Annotated in this window: 23 protein-coding genes; 19 read left to right on the top strand and 4 right to left on the bottom strand. The window is 71.8% G+C overall.

Annotated elements, in window-relative coordinates; genetic code table 11:
- Positions 1-4: 4 nt before the first annotated feature.
- On the bottom strand, positions 5-940 hold the full coding sequence (locus ABD709_RS12650; RefSeq protein ID WP_344775901.1) for an alpha/beta fold hydrolase: 936 nt from the start codon (positions 938-940) through the stop codon (positions 5-7).
- An 89-nt stretch (positions 941-1,029) separates the two neighbouring features.
- Here ABD709_RS12650 and hisD point away from each other — a divergent pair, with 89 nt between their 5' ends.
- The 12 genes from hisD (at position 1,030) to ABD709_RS12590 (ending at position 11,685) form a co-directional block, all read left to right on the top strand.
- Positions 1,030-2,346 (top strand): histidinol dehydrogenase, encoded by a 1,317-nt coding sequence (gene hisD / locus ABD709_RS12645; protein WP_344776039.1) that lies wholly within the window; start codon positions 1,030-1,032, stop codon positions 2,344-2,346.
- Entirely contained in the window at positions 2,343-3,470 is a 1,128-nt protein-coding gene (locus ABD709_RS12640) for a histidinol-phosphate transaminase (protein WP_344775899.1), read from the top strand. The genes hisD and ABD709_RS12640 overlap by 4 nt, the downstream gene beginning before the upstream one ends.
- Positions 3,470-4,093, top strand: a complete 624-nt coding sequence (gene hisB / locus ABD709_RS12635) for an imidazoleglycerol-phosphate dehydratase HisB (protein WP_344775897.1) — start codon at positions 3,470-3,472, stop codon at positions 4,091-4,093. The genes ABD709_RS12640 and hisB overlap by 1 nt, the downstream gene beginning before the upstream one ends.
- Positions 4,090-4,737: an imidazole glycerol phosphate synthase subunit HisH gene (gene hisH / locus ABD709_RS12630; RefSeq protein ID WP_344775895.1), complete on the top strand. Its 648-nt coding sequence runs from the start codon at positions 4,090-4,092 to the stop codon at positions 4,735-4,737. Before hisB ends, hisH begins: the two co-directional genes overlap by 4 nt.
- Complete coding sequence (gene priA, locus ABD709_RS12625; protein WP_344775893.1) at positions 4,730-5,476, top strand: bifunctional 1-(5-phosphoribosyl)-5-((5-phosphoribosylamino)methylideneamino)imidazole-4-carboxamide isomerase/phosphoribosylanthranilate isomerase PriA; 747 nt, start codon at positions 4,730-4,732, stop codon at positions 5,474-5,476. Before hisH ends, priA begins: the two co-directional genes overlap by 8 nt.
- Positions 5,473-6,234, top strand: coding sequence for an imidazole glycerol phosphate synthase subunit HisF (gene hisF, locus ABD709_RS12620; RefSeq protein WP_344775891.1), 762 nt, complete (start codon positions 5,473-5,475; stop codon positions 6,232-6,234). The genes priA and hisF overlap by 4 nt, the downstream gene beginning before the upstream one ends.
- Positions 6,235-6,396: 162 nt before the next feature.
- Positions 6,397-8,208 carry an ABC transporter ATP-binding protein gene (locus tag ABD709_RS12615; RefSeq protein ID WP_344775889.1) on the top strand — a complete coding sequence of 604 codons (1,812 nt, stop codon included), beginning with the start codon at positions 6,397-6,399 and terminating at the stop codon, positions 8,206-8,208.
- Complete coding sequence (locus ABD709_RS12610; protein WP_344775887.1) at positions 8,205-9,995, top strand: ABC transporter ATP-binding protein; 1,791 nt, start codon at positions 8,205-8,207, stop codon at positions 9,993-9,995. Before ABD709_RS12615 ends, ABD709_RS12610 begins: the two co-directional genes overlap by 4 nt.
- Before the next feature lie 13 nt (positions 9,996-10,008).
- Complete coding sequence (gene hisI / locus ABD709_RS12605; RefSeq protein WP_344775885.1) at positions 10,009-10,350, top strand: phosphoribosyl-AMP cyclohydrolase; 342 nt, start codon at positions 10,009-10,011, stop codon at positions 10,348-10,350.
- A complete protein-coding gene (locus ABD709_RS12600; RefSeq protein WP_344775883.1) occupies positions 10,343-10,942 on the top strand; it encodes a Trp biosynthesis-associated membrane protein in 600 nt (199 codons plus the stop codon). Before hisI ends, ABD709_RS12600 begins: the two co-directional genes overlap by 8 nt.
- Positions 10,943-10,996: 54 nt before the next feature.
- Entirely contained in the window at positions 10,997-11,197 is a 201-nt protein-coding gene (locus tag ABD709_RS12595) for an HGxxPAAW family protein (RefSeq protein WP_344775881.1), read from the top strand.
- 29 nt (positions 11,198-11,226) lie between these two features.
- The gene (locus tag ABD709_RS12590) at positions 11,227-11,685 is read left to right on the top strand and encodes a DUF2752 domain-containing protein (RefSeq protein ID WP_344775879.1); all 459 of its coding nucleotides are present in this window, start codon (positions 11,227-11,229) and stop codon (positions 11,683-11,685) included.
- Positions 11,686-11,710: 25 nt separating this feature from the next.
- Here the strand turns inward: ABD709_RS12590 and ABD709_RS12585 are convergent, their stop codons facing one another.
- From ABD709_RS12585 to ABD709_RS12575, 3 genes are all read right to left on the bottom strand, one after another.
- Complete coding sequence (locus ABD709_RS12585; RefSeq protein ID WP_344775877.1) at positions 11,711-12,076, bottom strand: DUF4190 domain-containing protein; 366 nt, start codon at positions 12,074-12,076, stop codon at positions 11,711-11,713.
- 69 nt (positions 12,077-12,145) lie between these two features.
- Complete coding sequence (locus ABD709_RS12580; protein WP_344775875.1) at positions 12,146-12,586, bottom strand: DUF2752 domain-containing protein; 441 nt, start codon at positions 12,584-12,586, stop codon at positions 12,146-12,148.
- A gap of 1 nt (position 12,587) precedes the next feature.
- Positions 12,588-12,890, bottom strand: coding sequence for a CD225/dispanin family protein (locus ABD709_RS12575; protein WP_344775873.1), 303 nt, complete (start codon positions 12,888-12,890; stop codon positions 12,588-12,590).
- A 128-nt stretch (positions 12,891-13,018) separates the two neighbouring features.
- Between ABD709_RS12575 and trpC the strand changes: the two genes are divergently transcribed.
- From trpC to ABD709_RS12540, 7 genes are all read left to right on the top strand, one after another.
- A complete protein-coding gene (gene trpC / locus ABD709_RS12570; RefSeq protein WP_344775871.1) occupies positions 13,019-13,837 on the top strand; it encodes an indole-3-glycerol phosphate synthase TrpC in 819 nt (272 codons plus the stop codon).
- 62 nt (positions 13,838-13,899) lie between these two features.
- Positions 13,900-15,036, top strand: coding sequence for a tryptophan synthase subunit beta (trpB, locus tag ABD709_RS12565; protein ID WP_425575128.1), 1,137 nt, complete (start codon positions 13,900-13,902; stop codon positions 15,034-15,036).
- A complete protein-coding gene (gene trpA, locus ABD709_RS12560; protein ID WP_344775867.1) occupies positions 15,033-15,827 on the top strand; it encodes a tryptophan synthase subunit alpha in 795 nt (264 codons plus the stop codon). The genes trpB and trpA overlap by 4 nt, the downstream gene beginning before the upstream one ends.
- Positions 15,824-16,420 (top strand): SCO family protein, encoded by a 597-nt coding sequence (locus tag ABD709_RS12555; RefSeq protein WP_344775865.1) that lies wholly within the window; start codon positions 15,824-15,826, stop codon positions 16,418-16,420. Before trpA ends, ABD709_RS12555 begins: the two co-directional genes overlap by 4 nt.
- Entirely contained in the window at positions 16,417-17,415 is a 999-nt protein-coding gene (gene lgt / locus ABD709_RS12550; RefSeq protein ID WP_344775863.1) for a prolipoprotein diacylglyceryl transferase, read from the top strand. The genes ABD709_RS12555 and lgt overlap by 4 nt, the downstream gene beginning before the upstream one ends.
- A gap of 139 nt (positions 17,416-17,554) precedes the next feature.
- A complete protein-coding gene (gltB, locus tag ABD709_RS12545; protein WP_344775861.1) occupies positions 17,555-22,120 on the top strand; it encodes a glutamate synthase large subunit in 4,566 nt (1,521 codons plus the stop codon).
- A gap of 65 nt (positions 22,121-22,185) precedes the next feature.
- Positions 22,186-23,667, top strand: a complete 1,482-nt coding sequence (locus ABD709_RS12540) for a glutamate synthase subunit beta (RefSeq protein ID WP_344775859.1) — start codon at positions 22,186-22,188, stop codon at positions 23,665-23,667.
- Positions 23,668-23,742 lie beyond the last annotated feature (75 nt).

Here is a 23,742-nt window from a genome sequence, read left to right as displayed (position 1 = left end):
GCCGTCAACGCGCGAGCACGTCGTCGATCGCGTCGAGGACCGCCTGCGGCTGGTCCACCATCACCATGTGGCTGGTGTGGTGGACGTGGACCAGGGTGCCGTCGGTGGTCTCGCCGGCGTACTGCCGGTTGTCCGCGTCGGCACTCGCGTCGACGGCCCGGACGTAGGCGTCGGGCAGCTCCCGGAAGTACGGCGGCGGGGGAGCCTGGAGCACCACGACCGGCAGGTCGCCGAAGAGCAGGCCGGGCCGGTCGAGCGCGGCGCTCACCTCGCGCTCGCTCGCGGCGATGTCGAGGTGCTCGTCGTTCAGGCTCGGGTCGTGCGACTCGACGGTCAGGAAGTGCCGCTCCTCGGCCAGGGCCGGTGACTCGTGCGGCCGCTCGGGAGGAAGCGCCGCGCGCGCAGCGTCGTCGACGTGCGATCCCGCCGGGTCGACCAGGACCACGCCGGCGAGGAGCTCCGGGGCCCGGTCCGCCATCAGCACCGCCTCGAACGCGCCCGCCGAGTGGGCGACGAGGAGGAACGGTGGGGCGAGGTCCAGAGCGCTGGTCGCCGCCATCAGGTCGTCCACGGTGTCGCTGCTCGTCCGGCGGGACCCGGGCGCCCGGTCGCTCGCGCCGTACCCGGCCCGGTCGAACCCGCACACGTGGTGGGAGCCGCCGAGATCCTCGGCCATCGGGTACCAGGAGTCGACGCCGAGGTTGCCACCGGAGAGCAGCAGGATCGTGGGCTCGCCGGCCACCGGAGCGCCCACGCACGCGTAGTGCAGCGATCGCCCGCCGATGTCGACGTGCCCGACGGCGGAGGCGGGAGTCGACGCGGAGGCGGCCGGGTCGGGCGAACCACCGGAGCGGCTGGGTGTGTCGTCCCCGCCGCACCCGGCGAGCACGAGCGACGCCGCGGCCGCGGAGGCGGCGAGCGTCGGGCGGATCGCGACCATGCCACCAAGGTGCTCGGCGCGAGCCCGTCCAGCCAGCGTGCCACCACCACGAGGGGTCGGTGCTACCACCGTAGAATCGGCCCATGTCCCTGATCCGCTGCATCGACCTGCGCTCGGCTGCCGCCGATGTCGACTACCGCGCCGCCGTGCCGCGCGCCGAGTTCGACATCGAGGCCGCGACGCATGCGGTGCAGCCGATCCTCGACGCGGTGCGCGACCGCGGGCTCGAGGCGATCCGGGAGTACGGCGAGCGGTTCGACGGCGTCCGCGTCGAGGACGTCCGCGTTCCGACCGAGGCGATGGAGACCGCGCTCGCGGAGCTCGACCCGGCCATCCGCGCCGGCCTGGAGGAGTCCATCCGGCGGCTGCGGGCGACCTGCGCCAACGAGCTCGAGGCCGACGCCGTCACCGAGCTCGCGAGCGGCGCGACCGTGACCCACCGCAAGGTGCCGGTGCAGCGGGTCGGGCTCTACGTCCCCGGCGGCCTTGCGCCCCTCGTCTCGAGCGTGCTGATGAACGTCGTCCCGGCGCAGACCGCCGGCGTCGGCTCGATCGCGCTGGCGAGTCCGCCGCAGAAGGAGTTCGGCGGGGCCGTGCACCCCACGATCCTCGCCGCCTGCGCGCTGCTCGGCGTCCGTGAGGTGTACGCCGTCGGCGGCGCCCAGGCGATCGCGATGTTCGCCTACGGGGCGCCGGCCGGGACGGCCACCGAGGCGATCGCGCCGGTGGACATGGTCACCGGCCCGGGCAACATCTACGTCGTCACGGCGAAGCGGCTGCTCAAGGGCAGGGTGGGCATCGACTCCGAGGCCGGACCGACCGAGATCGCGATCCTTGCCGACCAGACCGCGGACCCGGCGTACGTCGCCGCCGACCTGGTGAGCCAGGCCGAGCACGACCCGCTGGCCGCGGCCGTCCTGGTGACCGACAGCGAGGCCCTGGCCGACGACGTCGAGGCCGAGCTGGACAAGCAGGTCTCGGCGACCAAGCACGTCGAGCGGATCCGGACCTCGCTGTCCGGGAGCCAGTCGGGCATCGTGCTGGTGCGCGACCTGGAGCAGGGTCTCGCGGTCGTCGACGCCTACGCGGCCGAGCACCTCGAGATCCACGCCCGCGACGCGTCGTCCTACGCCGCCCGGGTGCGCAACGCCGGCGCGATCTTCGTCGGTCCCTACGCGCCCGTGAGCCTCGGCGACTACTGCGCGGGCTCCAACCACGTGCTGCCCACCGGTGGCTGCGCCTGCCACTCCTCGGGTCTGTCGGTGCGCGCGTTCACCAAGTCGGTGCACGTCGTGGACTACTCCCGCGAGGCCCTGGCGGAGGTCGCCGACCACGTGACGACGCTGGCGGCCGCCGAGGACCTCCCCGGCCACGGCGCCGCGGTCAAGGTCAGGTTCGATCGGTGACCTGGCCGCCTCTCCGCCCCGAGCTCGCCGGGATCGAGCCGTACGGGGCGCCGCAGCTCCCTGCCGACCGGGCGCCCGTCCAGCTGAACGTCAACGAGAACCCCTACGGCCCGTCCGCGGAGTGCGTCGCCGACATTGCGCGCGCGGTCGCCGAGGTGGCGCCGACCCTCAACCGCTACCCGGACCGGGAGTTCGTCGCGCTGCGCGAGGCGCTGGCGGCCTACCTCTCGCGGGACGGGTTTCGAGGCTCGCAAGCTCGCACCTCAACCACTGAGATCTCCGCGGAGATGGTGTGGGCCGCGAACGGCTCCAACGAGGTCATGCTGCAGCTGCTGCAGGCGTTCGGCGGCCCGGGGCGGACGGCCGTGAGCTTCGCGCCGACGTACTCCATGTACCCGGAGTACGCCCGCGACACGGCCACCACCTGGGTGATGGGCCGCCGCGAGGAGGACTTCGCGATCGACCTCGACCACGCGCGCGCCGTCGTCGCCGAGCACCGGCCGAGCGTGGTCCTGCTGCCGAGCCCGAACAACCCGACCGGCACCGCCCTGCCGCCCGGCACCGTCACCGCTCTCTGCGAGGCGGTCGGCGACGACGGCATCGTCGTCGTCGACGAGGCGTACGGCGAGTTCCGTCGCGCGGGCGTAGCGAGCGCGCTCGAGCTGCTGCCCGCCCACCGCAACCTGGTCGTCACCCGGACGATGAGCAAGGCGTTCGCGGGGGCCGGCCTGCGGCTGGGCTACCTCGCCGCCCACCCCGCGATCTGCGACGCGATCCGCGTCGTCCGGCTGCCCTACCACCTCTCGGCCGTCACGCAGGCGGCCGCCCTCGCGGCCCTTCGGCACGCCCCCGAGCTGCTCGGGAAGGTCGACGAGCTGCGGGTCGAACGGGACCGCACGGTCGCCTGGCTGCGGGCGCAGGGCCTCGAGGCGGCCGACAGCGACGCCAATTTCGTGTTGTTCGGGCGGTTCGACGACCGTCATGCTGTCTGGCAGGGGCTGCTCGACCGGGGTGTCCTGATCCGGGAGACCGGGCCGGACGGCTGGCTGCGGGTGTCGGTCGGCACCGCCGAGGAGATGGCGGCGTTCCAGGACGCCCTGCTGCACGTGATGAAGGAGATCTGATGGAGACCGCACCGCGCACGGCGAGGATCGAGCGCCAGACCAGCGAGTCGAAGGTGCTCGTCGAGGTGGACCTCGACGGCTCCGGCCGCCACGACGTGTCCACCGGCGTCGGGTTCTACGACCACATGCTGATCTCGTTCGCCCGGCACGCGCTGGTCGACCTGACCGTGCAGACCTCCGGCGACACCCACATCGATGCCCATCACACGGTCGAGGACACCGCCATCGTGCTCGGCCAGGCGCTGCGCGAGGCGCTCGGCGACAAGGCGGGCGTGCGCCGCTTCGGCGACGCGACCGTGCCGCTCGACGAGGCGCTGGTGCAGGCCGTCGTCGACGTCTCCGGCCGGCCCTACTGCGTGCACACCGGCGAGCCGGAGGGGCAGCAGTACGTCCTGCTCGGCGGCGGTGACCAGGCGACGCCGTACCTCGGCTCGCTGACGCGGCACGTCTTCGAGACGATCGCCTTCCACGCCCACATCGCGCTGCACGTGCGGGTGCTGGCCGGCCGCGAGCCGCACCACATCGTCGAGACGCAGTTCAAGGCGTTCGCCCGCGCGTTCCGCGACGCGGTGGCGATCGACCCCCGGGAGACGGGCGTGCCGTCCACGAAGGGATCTCTGTGACCGCACCGTCGGTGGTTGTCCTGGACTACGGTTCGGGCAACCTGCGATCGGCCGTGCGCGCGGTCGAGCGCGCCGGCGGCGACGTAACCCTGACCGGCGACCTCGATGCGGCCCTCGCTGCGGACGGGCTCGTGGTCCCCGGCGTGGGTGCCTACGCGGCCTGCATGCAGGGCTTGCGAGCGATCCGCGGCGAGCGCATCATCGCCCGGCGTCTCTCCGGCGGGCGGCCGGTGCTCGGCATCTGCGTGGGGATGCAGATCCTGTTCGAGCGCGGCATCGAGCACGGTGTCGAGACCGAGGGCTGCGGCGAGTGGCCCGGCGTCGTGGAGCGGATCCAGGCGCCGATCGTCCCGCACATGGGCTGGAACACGGTCGAGGCGCCGCAGGGCACGCGGCTGTTCGCCGGCGTGGAGGACGAGCGGTTCTACTTCGTGCACTCCTACGGGGTGCGCGACTGGGCCCTGGTCACGAACGACCGCACGCCGGAGAGCCACCGGCCGCTGGTGACCTGGGCGGAGCACGGCGGCGACCGGTTCGTCGCCGCCGTCGAGAACGGACCCCTGTGCGCCACGCAGTTCCACCCCGAGAAGTCGGGGGACGCGGGCGCCGCACTGCTGAAGAACTGGGTGGACTCTCTTGTCTGAGCTGGATTCGCGCTACCTCGAGCTGCTCCCGGCCGTCGACATCAAGGACGGCCGGGCCGTCCAGCTCGTGCAGGGCGTGGACGGGTCGGAGAAGGTGTTCGGCGACCCGGTCGAGGCGGCGCTGCGCTGGCAGGAGGCGGGTGCGGAGTGGCTGCACCTGGTCGACCTGGACGCTGCGTTCGGGCACGGCCAGAACCGCGAGCTGCAGGCCAGGATCGTCGGCGCCCTCGACATCAAGGTGGAGATGAGCGGCGGCATCCGCGACGACGAGTCGCTCGAGGCCGCGATGGCGACCGGTTGTCGTCGGGTGAACATCGGCACCGCGGCGCTCGAGCAGCCCGAGTGGTGCGCGCGGGCGATCGCGACGTACGGCGACCGGGTCGCGGTCGGCCTCGACGTCCGCGGCCGCACCCTCGCAGCGCGCGGCTGGACCCGCGACGGCGGCGACCTCTACGAGACGCTCGCCCGGCTCGACTCCGAGGGGTGCGCCCGCTACGTCGTCACCGACGTCAACAAGGACGGCATGCTCCAGGGCCCGAACCTGCAGCTGCTGCGCGACGTCTGCGCCGCGACCGACCGCCCGGTCGTCGCCTCGGGCGGCGTCACCACCCTCGACGACATCCGGGCGCTGATGGGCCTGGTCGAGGACGGCGTCGAGGGCGCCATCGCCGGTACCGCGCTCTACACCGGCCGGTTCACCCTCGAGGACGCCCTCGCGCTCACCAAGGGCACGGCATGACCCTCGCCGTGCGGGTGATCCCGTGCCTCGACGTGGACGCGGGCCGCGTGGTCAAGGGGATCAACTTCAAGGAGCTGCGCGACGCCGGGGACCCGGTCGAGCTGGCCCGCACCTACGACGCCGAGGGCGCCGACGAGCTGACGTTCCTCGACATCTCCGCCTCGCACGAGGGCCGGGCCACCACCCTCGAGATCGTGTCCGCGACCGCGGAGCAGGTCTTCATCCCGCTCACGGTCGGTGGCGGCATCCGCACCGTGGAGGACGTGGACCGGATGCTGCGGGCGGGCGCCGACAAGATCGCGGTCAACACCGCGGCGATCCACCGTCCCGAGCTCGTCGCCGAGATCGCCGACCGGTTCGGCAACCAGGTCCTGGTGCTCTCGGTCGACGCCCGCCGGGCGGCCGGCACGCCGTCGGGCTTCGAGGTCACCACGCACGGCGGCCGGCAGTCGGCGGGTCTCGACGCGATCGAGTGGGCCGTCCGGGCCACCGAGCTCGGCGCCGGCGAGATCCTGCTCAACGCCATGGACGCCGACGGCACCGAGGACGGCTTCGACCTCGAGCTGATCCACGCCGTCCGGCGCGAGGTGTCGATCCCCGTGATCGCCTCCGGGGGCGCCGGTGCCGCCGAGCACTTCCCACCCGCGGTCGACGCCGGTGCCGACGCCGTCCTCGCCGCCACGATCTTCCACTTCGGCAAGGTGCGCGTCGGCGACGTCAAGCACTCCCTCTCCGCCGCCGGCTACCCCGTGCGCTGACAGGTCTCCGCCGAATCCTTCCTCGTGCAGCACCGAATCTTCCTTCGTGCGCGCATCCGCGAAAGATTCGGCGCGACACGAGGAAGGATTCGCGGGGGCGGGGGAATAGCCTGCTCGTCCCGCCGGGTTGCGCCCGGGGGTGGGACCAGAGAGCAGGGACGGGTGACGGAGCAGCGCAGGAGCGGAACGGGCACGACTCTCGCGGGGTTCGCCGTGCTGCGGGTGGCGATCAAGCGCGAGCCGTGGATCTTCGCCGCCTCGACCATCGGCAGCCTGCTGTTCGGCGCGCTGACCGTGGCCGACGCGTGGGTGCTCGGGTGGGCGACCGACCACGTCGTGCTGCCGGCGTTCGAGGAGGGCAAGGTCCGGTCCGGCCTGCTCTGGGCGGTGCTCGGGCTGTTCGTCGGGGTGGCGATCCTGCGGGCGGTCGGGATCGTGGCGCGCCGGCTCGGCGCGGGTGTCATGCAGTACCGGATGCAGGCGCACACCCGGCGTGCCGTGACGCGGCAGTACCTCAGCCTGCCCATGTCCTGGCACCAGCAGCACCCGACCGGCGAGCTGCTCTCCAACGCGAACTCCGACGTCGAGGCGGCGTGGGGACCGATCGCTCCGCTGCCGATGGCCGTGGGCACCGTCGCGATGATGGTGATCGCGGTCGTCCAGATGCTCGTCGCGGACCTGGTGCTGGCGGTCGTCGGGCTGCTCGTCTTCCCGCTCGTCATCGCCACCAACGTCGTCTACCAGCGGCTCGCCCAGGGCTGGGCCACGCGCGCCCAGCAGCTGCGCGCGGAGCTCAGCGAGGTCGCGCACGAGTCGTTCGACGGCGCGATGGTCGTGAAGACCCTCGGCCGCGAGCCGGAGGAGACCGCGCGGTTCCGCGTCAAGGCCGAGCACCTGCGGGACGCGAACGTCCGCGTCGGCAGGATCCGCGCGGCGTTCGACCCGACTCTGGCCGCGCTGCCCAGCCTCGCGGTGCTCGTCGTGCTCGTGATCGGCGTGCACCGCGTGCTGTCCGGCGCGACGGTGCCGGGCGACGTCGTCACCGTGACCTACCTGCTGACCGTCGTGTCCTTCCCGATCCGCTCGATCGGCTGGCTGCTCGGGGAGTTCCCGCGCAGCGTCGTCGGCTACCGCCGGGTCGACGCGGTGCTGCGCGCGACCGGCAGCATGGAGTACGGCGACGCGCCCGCACCCGCCGGCGGCGGGGGAGCGCGGCTCGAGGTAGACCGGCTCGCCTACAGCTACGTCCCCGGCCGGCGGCTGCTCCGCGACGTCAGCTTCGACGTCGCGCCCGGCCGCACGGTTGCGCTGGTCGGCGCGACGGCGTCGGGGAAGAGCACGCTCACCAACCTGCTCACGCGACTGGTCGACGTCGACGACGGAGCGATCCGGGTCGACGGCGTCGACGTGCGTGATCTCGAGCGCGGCGCCCTCGCCGACGTGCTCGCCGTGGTCCCGCAGACCGCGTTCCTCTTCGACGACACGGTGCGCGGCAACGTCACGCTCGGCGCCGAGGTGACCGACGACGACGTCTGGGCGGCGCTGCGGATCGCCCAGGCCGACGGCTTCGTCGCCGCCCTTCCCGCCGGCCTCGACACCCGGCTCGGTGAGCGGGGGACGTCGCTCTCCGGCGGCCAGCGCCAGCGGATCTCCCTCGCCCGAGCCCTCGTACGCCGACCGCGGCTGCTCGTCCTCGACGACGCCACGTCGGCGGTGGACCCGGAGGTCGAGGCCCGGATCCTCGCGGGCCTGCGGGAGTCCGGCACCGGGAGCACCCTCGTCGTGGTCGCCTACCGCAAGGCGACGATCGCCCTGGCCGACGAGGTGCTCTACCTCGCCGACGGCCACGTCGCCGACCGCGGCCCGCACGAGGACCTGGTCGCGCGCAACCCCGACTACGCACGGCTCGTCAACGCCTACGAGAGCGAGCTCGGCGACCGGGCGGAGCTGTCGGGGGAGGTGCTGCCGTCATGACCCTGCTCGACTCCGGCGAGGACGTCGGCGCGATCGAGACGATCCGCCGCGGCGTCCACCACTCACCCGAGCTCAAGGACGGGATCGGTGTCACGCTGCTCCTCGCCGTGCTCGCCTCGGTCGGGCAGGTCATCGTGCCGATCGCGATCCAGCAGTCCGTCGACCACGGCCTGCGCGCCCCGGGCGGCCCGGACGTCACGTTCACCACCTGGGCGGCGGTCGCCGCGGCCGCCGCGATCGCCGTGACGAGCTGGGCGTCGTACGCCATGACCGCCCGCCTCTTCACCACCGCCGAGCGCGGTCTCGCGACGCTGCGCGTGAAGGCGTTCCGGCACGTCCACGACCTGCCGCTGCTCACCCAGAACACCGAGCGCCGCGGTGCCCTCGTCTCGCGCGTCACCAGCGACGTCGACCAGGTCAGCCAATTCCTCGTCTACGGCGGCCTGCTGTTCGTCGTCAGCGTGGGTCAGATGATGGTCGCGACGATCGTGATGATCGTGTACTCCTGGCAGCTCGCTCTCGTGGTCTGGACGTGCTTCGCCCCCCTGTTCCTGTCCATGCGCTGGTTCCAGCGCAAGCTCGCCGAGGCGTACGGCGTCGTGCGGCGCCAGGTCGGCGTGCTGCTGTCGGCGATCTCCGAGCCGGTCGTCGGCGCCGCCGTCGTCCGGTCCTACGCCGTCGAGGACCGCACGCAGGCGCGGATCGACGACGCCGTCGCGGCCTACCAGGACGCGAGCACGCGGGCGCAGGGGTTCACGGTGGTGTCGTTCTCGCTCGGCGGCGTGTCCGCGGGCCTCGCCAATGCCGGCGTCCTCATCGTCGGCATCTGGCTGGGTTTCGCGGGCGACATCACCGCCGGCAAGGTGCTCGCGTTCGCGTTCCTGGTGACGCTGTTCGTCGGCCCGGTCCAGATGGGCACCCAGATCCTCACCGACGCGCAGAACGCGATCGCCGGCTGGCGGCGGGTGATCGGGATCCTCGACACCCCGGCCGACCTCGTCGACCCCGGTCCGGCCGGCCGGGTCCTGCCGCACCATGCGGTGGACGTGCGGTTCGAGCGGGTCGGCTTCGCCTACCCGGGTGGCCCGCCGGTGCTGCGCGACATCGACCTCGACATCCCGGCCGGTCGCCGGGTCGCCGTGGTGGGGGAGACCGGCTCGGGCAAGTCGACGATCGCGAAGCTGCTGACCCGGCTGATGGACCCGACCGAGGGTCGGGTGCTGCTCGACGGCCTCGACCTGCGCGAGGTGTCCGAGACGTCGCTGCGCGCGAGGGTGGTGCTGGTGCCGCAGGAGGGATTCCTGTTCGACGACACCCTGGCCGCGAACGCCCGCTACGGGAGGCTCGACGCCACCGACGACGACATCGCCGCGGCCGCCGACGAGATCGGCCTCGGTGACTGGCTCGCGGCTCTGCCCGAGGGGCTCGCGACCGAGGTCGGCCAGCGCGGGGAGTCGCTGTCGGCGGGGGAGCGGCAGCTGGTCGCGCTGCTCCGCGCCCAGCTCGCCGATCCGGACCTGCTCGTCCTCGACGAGGCGACCAGCGCCGTCGACCCCGAGCTGGAGACCCGGATCGGCCGCGCCCTGGAACGTCTCATGAGCGGACGGACCTCGGTGACGATCGCCCACCGGCTCTCGACCGCAGAGGCGGCGGACGAGGTCGTGGTCGTCGACCGGGGCCGGATCGTCCAGCGCGGACCCCACACCGAGCTGGTCCGTCAGGACGGCAGCGTGTACGGCGGGCTGCACGCATCGTGGGTCGCCCAGCAGTCCTCGCGGGTCGAGTAGCCATAATCGACCCGTGAGCTTCCTGGACCAGCAGATCGCGGACCGGCTGCACCGCACCGCCGAGGGTCTGGTGCCGGCCATCGTCCAGCAGCACGACACCGGCGAGGTGCTGATGCTCGCCTGGATGGACGACGAGGCGCTGCACCGCACGCTGACCACGGGCCGGGCGACGTACTGGAGCCGCTCGCGGCAGGAGTACTGGGTCAAGGGCGAGACCTCCGGGAACCCGCAGCACGTCGTCGAGGTACGGCTGGACTGCGACGGCGACACCCTGCTGCTCAAGGTCGACCAGGAGGGCGTCGCCTGCCACACCGGCGACCGCACCTGCTTCGACCAGGGGCTCATCGGTGGCTGACGCGCGCGCTCGCCGTACCTTCGTCCCGACCGTCCTCGCCGGGCTCGCCGGCGCCGGGCTGGTCGCGCTCGCCGGGAACAAGGCGTGGGTCTCGCCGTCCGGGGACAGCGCGAACAGTGCCGTCACGCAGCTGATCGAGGCCGCGGCCGGCAAGTCCGGCTCCTCCGCATCGACCGCGATCGCGCTCGTGCTGCTCGCGTCCTGGGGTGTCGTCCTGGTGACCCGCGGCCGGTTCCGCAGGGTGGTCGCGTGGTTCGGTGCGGCGGTCGCGATCGTGCTGTTCGTGGTCGTCGTCGCGGGCTGGAGCGTCGCTCGCCAGCAGCTGCTGGACCAGTACGCGCCGTACTCCGACACACACCCGGACACGTCCTGGACGGTCTGGGCCTACCTCGCCGCGCTCGGCGCCGCGGTCGCGCTCGCCGCCGGGGTGCTCGCGCTGCGGTACGTCGGCGGCTGGCCCGAGATGGGGAGCCGGTACGACGCCCCGACCGCCTCTGCAGAGGACCCCTCCGCGCCCGGCCAGCCGGTGGAGGAGCAGTCCAGCATCGACATCTGGAAGTCGCTCGACGAGGGCGAGGACCCGACCGCCTGAGCGGGCACTAGACTTCCGGCAGTTCAACCCACGAGCTTCGAGGAGCACCGATCGATGGCCGACAACCACGGCAACACCCCGGCGGCCTGGACCGCCGTCTTCGTCGCCCTTGCGGGGTTCCTCGTGGGCGGCATCGGGCTGATGCTGAGCCCGGTCAGCATGGTGATGTTCTGGATCGGCGTGGCGATCGTCGTCGCGGCAGGTGTCGTCTTCGTGGCGATGGACAAGATGGGACTGCACGAGACCGACCACTGAGCCCCCTCGGTGGGCGCTGAGGAGGCGCCATGACGCTCGACGAGCTCTCCGGGACCGAGGTCCTGGCAGCCGACGCGCCCGCGGTGCGTTCGCGCACCCGCCGGATGGTCGCGCCGCTGGTCGTCGCCGGCGGCCTCACCGCGATGACGGTCGCCCTGCACTTCCGCGACCCGCACGACCACGGCTCCTGGGGCTTCTGCCCCCTCGCGGCGATGGGCGTCTACTGCCCCGGCTGCGGCGGCCTCCGCGCGGTCAACGACCTCAGCAATGGTCAGCTCGGAGCTGCCGCCTCCAGCAACCTGCTCTTCATCGTCTCGCTGCCGTTCCTCGCCTACGCGTTCGGGCGCTGGACCTACGGGCGCTGGACCGGCCGGCCGTGGCAGCCGTCCGGGCGCTCGATGAACGTCACCGCTGTCGTCGTGTGCGCGCTGATGCTGGTCTTCGCCGTGCTCAGGAACACGACGGCGGGGTCCTGGCTCGCGCCCTGACCCCGCCGCCGCTGGCCGACCTGGGTCAGCTGGTGCTCGTGTAGAAGTTGAAGTCGCCGGTGGTCACCACGAGGATGATCCAGATGACGCTGATGACGAGACCGATCACGCCGAGCACGATGCCGGCCGTCGCCATCCCGGAGCCCTTCTTGGCCCCGCCGGACTGGTTGATCTCCTTGCGCGCAAGGAACCCGAGGATCAGCGCGGCGACCGCGAACACGAAGGAGCCGCAGCACACCACGCCGAGGATGCCGGTGACGAGGGAGATGATCGCCATCACCGAGTTCGACTGAGGCTGGGCGCCTCCGTACCCCGGAGGCGGCGCGCCGTAGCCGCCGCCCGGGGGCGGGGGCGGCGGGGACCCGTAGTTGGGAGGCTCGCTGTAGGACACGGTGTTTCCTCTCCTCGCGGCCCGGACCACCCGGGCCGGTCTGCGCAGGACCCTACCGAGTCGGAGTCCTCATTCCGGGGAGAGGAAGGTCCAACCGGGGATGTTGCGCAGGACCCAGAACGCGAGGATCGCGCCGAGCAAGACCCAGATCCAGCGGGCCGGGATGGCGGTCGGGGTCCAGGTGGTGTGCCCGGCGAGCCGGAGCCCCCACAGAACCCAGGCGCCGAGCACGACGGGGAGCATGACGACCGCGAGCGGGTTGCGGTCGAACGCGCCGGTCAGGTGTCCGTGGAGGAGCGAGTTGGTGGCTCGGAGCGAGCCGCACCCCGGGCAGTAGAAGCCGGTGGTCGCGAGGAACGGACAGGTCGGGTAGTGCCCGGGCTCGTGCGGGTCGACGGCGGCGAGCATCGCCGCGGCGGCGACGCCGGCCAGCGTCACGGCGCCGAAGCGCGCCACACTGCTGCGCGGCACCGGCCGCGCAGCAGTGCGCTCGCTGATCGTGTCGGTCAACTCAGTTGTTGGTGGAGGCACCCACGCCGATGATCACGATGAGGATCACGTAGAGGACGATGACGATGACGCCGGCGATCGCCCCCCACATCGCGAACTTCCGTGCCTTGTCGGCGGACTCCTGGGCGCCGGCGTAGTCGCCGGCCGCCCACTTGCCGTTGACCTGGGCGGCGAACACGATCGAGGCGACACCGAGGGGCAGGCAGCAGAACAGCGTGGTCAGGATGCCCCAGACGAGATTGTTGGCGGGCGGCTGGCCACCAGCGGGCGCACCGGGGACTCCGGGCTGGTTCGGATAGCTCACAGATCTTCCTTTCGAGGTGGCCCGGTCGCATCACGGGCGGTGTAGGGACAGTAACCACGTCGTGGGAGACTCGGAACCACCCGAACGGGCCATGTCCAGACCAGTCGGCCACACGCTGAGGAGGCGTCATGTCGGTGCTCGACGACATCGTCGCGGGCGTGCGAGAGGACCTGGCCGGGCGCCAGGCGGCCACGCCCGTCGCCGACCTCCGGGCCGCGCTCGCCGACGTGGACCCCGCTCGTGACCCGATGCCGCACTTCCGCGCCCCCGGGAGCAGCGTGATCGCCGAGGTGAAGCGGCGCAGCCCGAGCAAGGGCGACCTGGCCGACATCCCGGATCCCGCCGCCCTCGCGCGGGAGTACGCCGCCGGCGGCGCGGCGGCGATCAGCGTGCTCACGGAGCGGCGCCGGTTCGGCGGGAGCCTCGAGGACCTGCGGGCCGTGCGGGCGGCGGTGGACACCCCGCTGCTCCGCAAGGACTTCATCGTCGACCCCTACCAGCTGCTCGAGGCACGCGCAGCCGGCGCCGACCTCGCCCTGCTCATCGTCGCGGCGCTCGAGGACGACCTGCTCCGGTCGCTGCACGACCAGGCACGCGAGCTCGGGCTGACCGTGCTCGTCGAGGTGCACGACGAGGTTGAGGCCGAGCGCGCCGTCGACCTCGGCGCCGAGCTGGTGGGCGTGAACGCGCGCAACCTCAAGACGCTCGAGGTCGACCCGGACGCCTTCGGCCGGATCGCGCCGTCGGTGCCCGCCGACCGCGTGCTCGTCGCCGAGTCCGGGATCTCCGGGCCGGCGGACGTGAAGCGGTACGTCGCCGAGGGCGCGCGCGTCGTGCTCGTCGGCGAGGCGCTGGTCAAGGACGGTGCGCCGCGGCAAGCGGTCGCGGAGATGACGGCCCTCCACCCGGAGGGCGGAGGACGGGTAGAAGTGGGGAGGCAGGCGTGACGACGTACGACGCCGACGTCCACGGTTGGTTCGGAGGTGCGGGTGCGTTCGGGGGCCGGTTCATGCCGGAGGCCCTGATCGCCGCCCTCGACGAGCTCGACGCCGCCTGGCAGAAGGCGATGACCGACCCGACCTTCACGGCCGAGTTCGAAGCGATGCTGCAGAACTACGCGGGCGTCCCGTCGCTGCTCTACGACGCCGAGCGGCTCAGCGAGCACGCCGGCGCACGGATCCTGCTCAAGCGCGAGGACCTCAACCACACGGGCGCGCACAAGATCCGCAACGTGCTGGGTCAGGCGCTGCTCACCAAGCGGATGGGCAAGAACCGCGTGATCGCGGAGACCGGGGCCGGCCAGCACGGCGTCGCGTCGGCGACCGCCGCGGCCTACCTCGGCCTCGACTGCACCGTCTACATGGGTGAGGTCGACACCGAGCGGCAGGCGCTCAACGTCGCCAGGATGCAGCTGCTCGGCGCCGAGGTGGTGCCGGTCAAGAGCGGCTCGCGCACGCTCAAGGACGCGATCAACGAGGCCCTGCGCGACTGGGTCGCCTCCGTCGACCACACCGCCTACCTGTTCGGCACCGCGGCCGGACCGCACCCGTTCCCGAGCCTGGTGCTGTCCTTCGTGCGCGGCATCGGCGACGAGGCGCGCCAGCAGTGCCTCGACCTCACAGGTGCACTGCCCGACGCGATCGCGGCCTGCGTCGGTGGCGGCTCCAACGCGATCGGCCTGTTCGCCGGGTTCGTCGACGACGCGGAGGTCGACATCTACGGCTTCGAGGCCGGCGGTGAGGGCGTCGACAGCGGCCGCCACGCGGCGACGATCTTCGCCGGCACGATCGGCGTCCTCCACGGCGCGCGCACCTTCGTGCTCCAGGACGAGGACGGCCAGACCGTCGAGTCGCACTCGATCTCGGCTGGCCTCGACTACCCGGGTGTCGGTCCGCAGCACGCCGCCCTGTCGGCCAGTGGACGGGCGACGTACCTCCCGGTGACCGACGCCGAGGCTATGGACGCGATGTCGCTGCTCGCGAAGACCGAGGGCATCATCCCCGCGATCGAGTCCGCGCACGCGGTCGCCGGGGCGTTCAAGATCGCGAAGGAGCGGCAGGGCGAGACGATCCTGGTCAACCTGTCCGGCCGCGGCGACAAGGACATGGGCACCGCGCTCGAGTACTTCGGCCTGGGCCGCGCATGAGCTCCGCCACCGCCTTCGAGAAGGCCCGCGCCGACAGCCGGGCCGCGCTCGTCGGCTACCTGCCGGCCGGCTTCCCGTCCGTCGATGCCAGCATCGCCGCGCTCCGGACGATGGTCTCCGCCGGCTGCGACGTCATCGAGATCGGCCTTCCCTACAGCGACCCGGTCATGGACGGCCCGACCATCCAGGCCGCCGCCCAGGCGGCGCTCGACGCGGGCGTCCGGATCACCGACGTGCTCCGCGTGGTCGAGGCCGTCGCCGCGACGGGGACGCCGACGCTGGTGATGACCTACTGGAACCCGGTCGAGCGGTACGGCGTCGAGCGGTTCGCGCAGCACCTCGCCGACGCGGGCGGTGCCGGGCTGATCACGCCGGACCTGACCCCCGACTTCGCGCCGGAGTGGATCGCGGCCGCCGACGAGCGCGACCTCGACAAGGTGTTCCTCGTGGCGCCGTCGTCCACCGACGAGCGGATCGCGATGACCACGGCCGCCTGCCGTGGGTTCGTCTACGCGACCGCGGTGATGGGGGTGACCGGCGCTCGCGCCACGACCAGCGACCTCGCGGGTCCGCTGGTCGCGCGGACCAAGGCCGCGACCGATCTCCCGGTCGGTGTCGGCCTCGGTGTGAGCAACGGCGCGCAGGCGGCGGAGGTCGCGTCCTACGCGGACGGGGTCATCGTCGGCTCCGCCTTCGTGCGGGCCCTGCTCGACCACCCGGGCGACGACGCCGGCGGGCTGGCGGCGCTCGCTGCGCTGACCGAGGACCTGGCCGGGGGAGTCCGCGCTTGAGGTCCGTCCTCGCGGCCGTGCTGGTCGCGTTGTCCGTCGTCATGTCGGCCTGCGGTGGCCCACAGGAGTTCACCGGCGCTCGTCTCGACCAGCCCTACACCGTCCCCGACGTCCCGCTCACCGCGACGGACGGGTCGACGTACTCGCTGGCGAAGGACACGGACAAGCCGCTCACGCTGGTGTTCTTCGGCTACACCCACTGCCCGGACCTCTGCCCGCTGGTCATGAGCTCGCTCTCGGCCGGCCTCAACCAGCTGAACGACGCCGACCGCGCGAAGGTCGACATGGTGTTCGTGACCACGGACCCGGCGCGCGACGACGAGGCCGCCCTGCGCAGCTACCTCGACAAGTACGGCGAGGGGTTCATCGGGCTGACCGGCCCGCTGGAGGACATCGTCCGGCTCGGCGAGCCGATGCACCTCTACGTCAGCGACGGGAAGAAGCTCCCCGGCGGCGGCTACGATCTCGGCGGTCACACCACGGCGGTGCTCGGCATCGGCACCGACCACGAGGTGCACACGGTGTGGACCGACAAGACCTCCGCCTCGGCGTACGCCGACGACATCCGGACCCTGCTGGACGAGGACTCATGAACCTGCTGACCATCGCCGCGTCCATCCCGAGCCCCGCCGACGGCGTGTGGCATCTCGGGCCACTGCCGGTCCGCGGCTACGCCCTGTGCATCATCGCCGGCATCATCGCGGCGATCGCGATCGGCGAGCGGCGCTGGATGCAGCGCGGCGGCCGGTACGGCGACATCCAGGACATCGCCATCTGGGCGGTGCCGTTCGGCCTGGTCGGCGCGCGGCTCTACCACGTCGCGACCGACCCGGAGTGCTACTTCGACCGGGCGGCCTGCCTCGCCGCCGGGAAGTCGTGGGAGGGCGCCTGGGGCGTCCTCTACGTCTGGCACGGGGGCCTCGGCGTGTGGGGCGGCGTCGCGCTCGGCGCGCTCGGTGCCTGGCTCGGCTGCCGGGCGAAGGGCATCCGGTTCGTGCCGCTGATGGACACGGTGGCCCCCGGTGTCCTGGTCGCCCAGGCGATCGGTCGCTGGGGCAACTGGTTCAACCAGGAGCTCTACGGCAAGCCGACCGACCTGCCCTGGGGGCTGGAGATCGACCGCGAGCACTTCAGCGACGCCTATCTCCACCAGCTCGACGCCCAGGGCAAGGCTGTCCCGGACATCGCGACCTTCCACCCGACGTTCCTCTACGAGTGCATCTGGAACCTCGGTGCGTTCGCGCTGGTCCTGTGGCTGGAGCGCCGGTTCAAGCTCGGGCACGGCCGGGTGATGGCCGTCTACGTGATGGCCTACACCGCCGGCCGCGGGTGGATCGAGTACCTGCGGATCGACGACGTCCAGCTCAACGACGTCCTCGGCCTGCGGTTCAACGTGTGGACCTCGATCATCCTGTTCGCCGCAGCGGCGGCGTACTTCGTCTGGGCCTCCCGGAAGCGTCCCGGTCGCGAGACCGAGATCTACCGCACCGTCCCGGTCACCGACGCGCCCGTGGATGCCGACGGGGCGGATGAGGCAGATGTGACGGAGGCCACCGAAGAGGCGGGACGGACGTCCACGGACGACTGACGGCGGAAACCCTGGCGTTGCGGAATGGTAATCTGAGGCTTCCGCCGCGTGGGCCACTGACGTCCCTAGCGCCCCACCTTCTGGGGAGGCGTGCTCCCGGGCACGTCGAGCCCCAGACGAAGCCGACGGGAGAACTCCAGTGCCCTACTCGCACGCGTTCCCGCCGCCGCAGGGTCTCTACGACCCGAGTCACGAGCACGACGCCTGTGGCGTCGCGTTCGTGGCGACCATGACCGGCGAAGCCAGCCACGACATCGTCGCCAAGGCGCTCACTGCCCTGCGCAACCTCGACCACCGCGGCGCCGCGGGCGCCGAGGCCAACTCCGGCGACGGCGCCGGCATCCTGATGCAGGTGCCCGACGCCTTCCTGCGCGACGTGGCGAAGGAGGCCGGCTTCGAGCTGCCCGCGCCGACGACGTACGCCGTCGGCACGGCCTTCCTGCCCGGTGACGCCGAGCAGGTCGCGAAGACGAAGGCGCGGATCGAGGAGATCGCCGGCGAGGAGGGGCTGGCCGTGATCGGCTGGCGCGAGGTTCCCGTCAACCCCGACATCCTCGGCACGATGGCGCTCAGCGTGATGCCGACCTTCACCCAGCTCTTCGTGCACGGCGACAGCCAGCGGCTGGCCGGCATGGCGCTGGAGCGGCACGCGTTCTGCCTGCGCAAGCGGGCCGAGCGGGAGACCGACGTCTACTTCCCGTCGCTGTCGTCGCGGACCCTGGCCTACAAGGGCATGCTGACGACCGACCAGCTCGACAACTTCTACCCCGACCTGGTCGACGAGCGGATCGCCTCGGCGCTCGCCGTCGTCCACTCGCGGTTCTCGACGAACACGTTCCCGAGCTGGCCGCTGTCGCACCCGTTCCGGTTCATCGCCCACAACGGCGAGATCAACACGGTCATGGGCAACCGCAACTGGATGCGGGCGCGCGAGGCGCTGCTGGCCTCCGACGTGATCCCCGGCGACCTCGAGCGGCTGTTCCCGATCTGCACCCCCGGCGCGTCGGACTCGGCGTCCTTCGACGAGGTGCTCGAGCTGCTGCACATGGGGGGCCGCAGCCTGCCGCACTCGGTGCTGATGATGATCCCGGAGGCGTGGGAGAACCACTCCGAGATCGACGAGCAGCGGCGCGACTTCTACCGCTTCCACTCCACGATGATGGAGCCCTGGGACGGACCCGCGTGCGTCGTCTTCACCGACGGATCGCAGATCGGCGCGGTCCTGGACCGCAACGGCCTGCGCCCCTCGCGGTTCTGGGTCACCGAGGACGGCCTGGTCGTGCTCGCCTCCGAGGTCGGCGTGCTCGACCTCGACCCGGCGACCGTGGTCCGCAAGGGCCGGCTGCAGCCCGGGAAGATGTTCCTCGTCGACACCGACGAGCACCGGATCATCGAGGACGAGGAGATCAAGGCGGAGCTCGCCGGCGAGAACCCCTACGGCGAGTGGCTCCACGCCGGCATGATCCACCTCGACGACGTGCCCGAGCGCGAGCACATCGTGCACACGCACGCATCGGTCACCCGCCGCCAGCAGATCTTCGGCTACACCGAGGAGGAGCTTCGGGTCATCCTCTCTCCGATGGCCAACACCTCGGGCGAGCCGCTCGGCTCGATGGGCACCGACTCGCCCATCGCGGCCCTCAGCGGCAAGCCGCGGCTGCTGTTCGACTACTTCAGCCAGCTGTTCGCCCAGGTCACGAACCCACCGCTGGACGCGATCCGTGAGGAGCTCGTGACCTCGCTCAACGGCAGCATCGGCCCGGAGTCCAACCTGCTCCAGCCGACGCCGGCGTCCTGCCGCCAGGTGGTGCTCCCGTTCCCGGTCATCTCCAACGACGACCTGGCCAAGATCCGGCACATCAACCGCGACGGCGACATGCCCGGGTTCATCACCCACGTCTCCCGAGGCCTCTACCCGGTCGAGGGCGGCGGTGCGGCCATGGCCCAGCGGATCGACGAGATCTGCCAGGAGGTGTCCGACGCGATCGCGGGCGGCGCCCGGATCATCGTGCTGTCCGACCGGCACTCGACCCAGGAGCTGGCGCCGATCCCGTCGCTGCTGCTGACCGGCGCGGTCCACCACCACCTGGTGCGTGAGAAGACGCGCACCCAGGTCGGTCTGCTCGTCGAGGCCGGCGACGTCCGCGAGGTGCACCACGTGGCGCTCCTCGTCGGCTACGGCGCGGCCGCGGTGAACCCCTACCTCGCGATGGAGACCGTCGAGGACCTCGCCCGCGACGGCTACTACGTCAAGGTCGAGCCGGAGGACGCGGTCAAGAACCTGATCAAGGCGCTCGGCAAGGGCGTCGTGAAGGTGATGTCCAAGATCGGCGTGTCGACCGTGGCGTCCTACACCGGCGCCCAGATCTTCGAGTGCATCGGCCTCTCGCAGACCGTCGTCGACAAGTACTTCACCGGCACCACCTCCAAGCTCGGCGGCATCGAGCTGGACACGGTCGCCGAGGAGGTGGCCCTGCGCCACGCCAAGGCCTACCCCCGCGAGGGCATCGCCCCGGCCCACCGTGAGCTCGAGATCGGCGGGGAGTACCAGTGGCGGCGCGAGGGCGAGCCGCACCTGTTCAACCCCGAGACCGTCTTCCGGCTGCAGCACGCCACGCGGACCGGCCGCTACGACATCTTCAAGCAGTACACCTCGGCGGTGGACGAGCAGGCCGAGAAGCTGATGACGCTGCGCGGACTGTTCAGGTTCAAGGACGCCGCCGCGTCCGGTCGTACGCCGATCCCGATCGACGAGGTCGAGCCGGTCTCCGAGATCGTCAAGCGGTTCTCGACCGGCGCGATGTCCTACGGCTCCATCTCCAAGGAGGCGCACGAGACGCTCGCGATCGCCATGAACCGGCTGGGCGCCAAGTCCAACACCGGTGAGGGCGGCGAGGACCCGGACCGCCTCTACGACCCCGAGCGGCGCTCGTCGATCAAGCAGGTCGCGTCCGGTCGGTTCGGCGTCACGTCGGAGTACCTCACCAACGCCGACGACATCCAGATCAAGATGGCGCAGGGCGCGAAGCCCGGCGAGGGCGGTCAGCTGCCCGGCAACAAGGTCTACCCCTGGGTGGCCAAGACCCGGCACTCCACGCCCGGCGTCGGCCTGATCAGCCCGCCGCCGCACCACGACATCTACTCGATCGAGGACCTGGCGCAGCTGATCCACGACCTCAAGAACGCCAACCCCGAGGCTCGCGTCCACGTGAAGCTGGTCTCCGAGGTGGGCGTGGGCACGGTCGCGGCAGGCGTGTCCAAGGCGCACGCGGACGTCGTGCTCGTCTCGGGTCACGACGGCGGCACCGGCGCCTCGCCGCTCACCTCGCTCAAGCACGCGGGTGGCCCCTGGGAGCTCGGCCTCGCCGAGACCCAGCAGACGCTGCTGCTCAACGGCCTCCGGGACCGGATCGTCGTGCAGACCGACGGCCAGCTCAAGACCGGCCGTGACGTGGTGATCGCGGCGCTGCTGGGCGCTGAGGAGTTCGGCTTCGCGACCGCTCCGCTCGTCGTCTCCGGCTGCATCCTGATGCGGGTCTGCCACCTGGACACCTGCCCGGTGGGCGTCGCCACCCAGAACCCGGTGCTGCGCTCGCGCTACACGGGCAAGCCCGAGTTCGTCGTGAACTTCTTCGAGTTCATCGCCGAGGAGGTGCGCGAGCTGCTCGCGGAGCTCGGCTTCCGGAGCATCGAGGAGGCCATCGGCCAGGTCGAGGTGCTCGACACCCTCGAGGCCGTCCACCACTGGAAGGCGCAGGGGCTGGACCTCACGCCGATCCTGCACAAGGTCGAGGTCGCCGAGACGCACTTCCCCGACCAGGACGTGCGGAACACCAAGGGCCAGGACCACGCGCTCGAGCGGTCGCTCGACGTGACCGAGATCCTGCCGCTGGTCAAGCCGGCGCTGGAGAGCGGCGAACCGGTCCGGGCCCAGCTGACGATCCGCAACGTCAACCGCACCGTCGGCACGATCCTCGGGCACGAGGTCACCAAGAAGTACGGCGGCGAGGGGCTTCCGGACGGGACGATCGACCTGACGTTCCTCGGCTCGGCGGGCCAGTCGTTCGGCGCGTTCGTGCCGCGCGGCATCACCCTGCGGATCGAGGGCGACGCCAACGACTACCTGGGCAAGGGACTCTCCGGAGGCCGCCTGGTGGTCCGGCCCGACCGCGCCGCGACCTTCAAGGCCGACGAGCACATCATCGCGGGCAACACGATCGCCTACGGCGCGACGTCGGGGGAGGTCTTCATCCGCGGCGGCGTGGGGGAGCGGTGCTGCGTCCGCAACTCGGGCGCGCGGGTCGTCACCGAGGGCGTGGGCGACCACGGCTGCGAGTACATGACCGGTGGCCGCGTCGCCGTGCTCGGCAGGACCGGTCGCAACTTCGCGGCCGGCATGTCGGGCGGCATCGCCTGGGTGCTCGACCTCAAGGAGATCCGCGTCAACCACGAGCTGGTCGAGCTCGGACCGGTGTCCGAGGCACACGCGGACGAGCTCCACGACATGGTGCGCAAGCACCACGAGGAGACCGGATCGAAGGTCGCCGAGGCGCTGCTCGCCGACTGGGACGCCGCGCTGACCCGGTTCACCGAGGTCATGCCGCGGGACTACCGACTCGTGCTCGAGGCGTCCGCGAAGGCCGAGGCCGAGGGCCTCGACGAGGACGCCGTCGCGAACCGGATCATGGAGGTCCTTCATGGCTGACCACGTCGTTGCCCTCGGGGCAAGCCCGCTGAACGGTGACGTGACCGACAACCAGGAGGAATGCGATGGCTGACCCACGAGGGTTCCTCAAGGCCACCCGCAAGGTCGCCGAGCGTCGGCCGGTCGAGGAGCGGGTGCACGACTGGAACGAGGTCTACCCCGAGGGGGGCATCGGCCGCGCCCTGCTGCCGATCATCACCGAGCAGGCCGGCCGCTGCATGGACTGCGGGATCCCGTTCTGCCACCAGGGCTGCCCGCTCGGCAACCTCATCCCCGAGTGGAACGACCTGGTCTGGCGCGACGACTGGGAGGGCGCGATCGAGCGCCTGCACGCGACCAACAACTTCCCGGAGTTCACCGGGCGGCTGTGCCCGGCCCCGTGCGAGACCGCGTGCGTGCTCGGCATCAACCAGCCCGCGGTGACGATCAAGAACGTCGAGGTCTCGATCATCGACAAGGCCTGGGACTCGGGCTTCGTGCGGCCGCAGCCGCCGGAGTGGCTCTCCGGCCGGACCGTCGCCGTCGTGGGCTCCGGCCCGGCCGGCCTCGCCGCGGCCCAGCAGCTCACCCGCGCCGGGCACACGGTCGCCGTCTACGAGCGTGCGGACAAGCCCGGCGGTCTGCTGCGCTACGGGATCCCCGAGTTCAAGATGGAGAAGCGGCACCTCGACCGTCGCCTCGAGCAGATGAAGCGCGAGGGCACGGTGTTCCGGTCCGGCGTCGAGGTCGGCGTCGGTGACCTGACCGGCGACAGGCTGCGCGACCGCTACGACGCGGTGGTGCTCGCGATGGGGGCCACGGTGCCCCGCGACCTGCCGGTGCCCGGCCGCGAGCTCGGCGGGATCCTGCAGGCGATGGATTTCCTCCCGCAGTCGAACAGGGCCTCGCTCGGGGAGCCTCAGCTGCCGGGCGAGGACCAGGTCACCGCCGAGGGCAAGAACGTCGTCATCATCGGCGGCGGCGACACCGGCGCCGACTGCCTCGGCACCTCGGTGCGCCAGGGAGCGAAGTCGATCACCCAGCTCGAGATCATGCCCGAGCCCCCGGTCGACCGTCCCGCAGGTCAGCCGTGGCCGACGTACCCGATGACCTTCCGCGTCTCCTCGGCCCACGAGGAGGCGGGCGACCGCGTCTACGGCGTGTCGACCAAGGAGTTCGTCGGCGACGAAGACGGCAACGTCAAGGCGCTGCGGCTGGTCGACGTCCGCTTCGAGGACGGCAAGCTCGTCGAGGTCGAGGGCACCGAGCGCGAGATCCCGGCCGAGCTGGTGCTGTTCGCGATGGGCTTCCTCGGGCCGGAGGGCCCGGGCCTGGTCGAGCAGCTCGGTGTCGAGCTCGACGAGCGCAGCAACGTGGCCCGCGACAAGGACTACATGTCGTCGGTGGACGGCGTGTTCGTCGCCGGCGACGCCGGCCGCGGCCAGTCGCTGATCGTCTGGGCGATCGCCGAGGGTCGCGCCGCCGCCGCCGCGGTGGACGCCTACCTGACGGGGAGCACGACGCTGCCGGCGCCGATCCCGCCCACCGCGCGGCCCCTGGTGGTCTGACGGTCCCGACCGTTGGCCGCCCGGCTACTCAGCGGTAGCCGGGCGGCCGGTTGGAACGATCACATTCTCGCTAGG

The sequence above is a fragment of the Nocardioides panacisoli genome, from assembly GCF_039537325.1.
GTDB lineage: Bacteria > Actinomycetota > Actinomycetes > Propionibacteriales > Nocardioidaceae > Nocardioides > Nocardioides panacisoli.
The sequence above is the reverse complement of the archived record's forward strand: the minus strand, read 5'-3'. Positions and strand labels throughout refer to the sequence as shown.

Bases quoted from the DNA above. Each gene is read 5' to 3' on its own strand.
- ABD709_RS12650 (WP_344775901.1), bottom strand. From the start codon at position 940: ATGGTCGCGATCCGCCCGACGCTCGCCGCCTCCGCGGCCGCGGCGTCG.
- hisB (WP_344775897.1), top strand. From the start codon at position 3,470: ATGGAGACCGCACCGCGCACGGCGAGGATCGAGCGCCAGACCAGCGAG.
- hisF (WP_344775891.1), top strand. From the start codon at position 5,473: ATGACCCTCGCCGTGCGGGTGATCCCGTGCCTCGACGTGGACGCGGGC.
- ABD709_RS12610 (WP_344775887.1), top strand. From the start codon at position 8,205: ATGACCCTGCTCGACTCCGGCGAGGACGTCGGCGCGATCGAGACGATC.
- ABD709_RS12595 (WP_344775881.1), top strand. From the start codon at position 10,997: ATGGCCGACAACCACGGCAACACCCCGGCGGCCTGGACCGCCGTCTTC.
- ABD709_RS12590 (WP_344775879.1), top strand. From the start codon at position 11,227: ATGACGCTCGACGAGCTCTCCGGGACCGAGGTCCTGGCAGCCGACGCG.
- trpC (WP_344775871.1), top strand. From the start codon at position 13,019: ATGTCGGTGCTCGACGACATCGTCGCGGGCGTGCGAGAGGACCTGGCC.
- trpB (WP_425575128.1), top strand. From the start codon at position 13,900: ATGCCGGAGGCCCTGATCGCCGCCCTCGACGAGCTCGACGCCGCCTGG.
- trpA (WP_344775867.1), top strand. From the start codon at position 15,033: ATGAGCTCCGCCACCGCCTTCGAGAAGGCCCGCGCCGACAGCCGGGCC.
- lgt (WP_344775863.1), top strand. From the start codon at position 16,417: ATGAACCTGCTGACCATCGCCGCGTCCATCCCGAGCCCCGCCGACGGC.
- ABD709_RS12540 (WP_344775859.1), top strand. From the start codon at position 22,186: ATGGCTGACCCACGAGGGTTCCTCAAGGCCACCCGCAAGGTCGCCGAG.